Raw genomic sequence first — 207 nt, forward strand, 5'->3', positions numbered from 1 at the left:
TGGTGTTCATGGATCCCTTACAAAACAACCATGTTTGCACCGAACTAGACGGCTCTGTGACACGCTCCATTTTCCGGCATCAGAACAGCCTCCTGGCGCTATGCACATCAGGTGCTGAGGAATCGCGTTCAATCATGGCAGTGGACAATTCCAACACCGTCATGAGCGAATTGAGAGACTCCGGCAAGGCGCAGTTCGCTTATACCC

The 207-nt window shown here is 52.2% G+C and carries 1 protein-coding gene; it reads left to right on the plus strand.

Annotated elements, in window-relative coordinates:
* On the plus strand, positions 1-207 hold a 207-nt coding region (locus B2790_RS01740), incomplete at both ends, for a hypothetical protein (protein WP_286918129.1).

This window comes from Pseudomonas sp. UBA6753 (assembly GCF_002453565.1).
GTDB lineage: Bacteria > Pseudomonadota > Gammaproteobacteria > Pseudomonadales > Pseudomonadaceae > Aquipseudomonas > Aquipseudomonas putida_Z.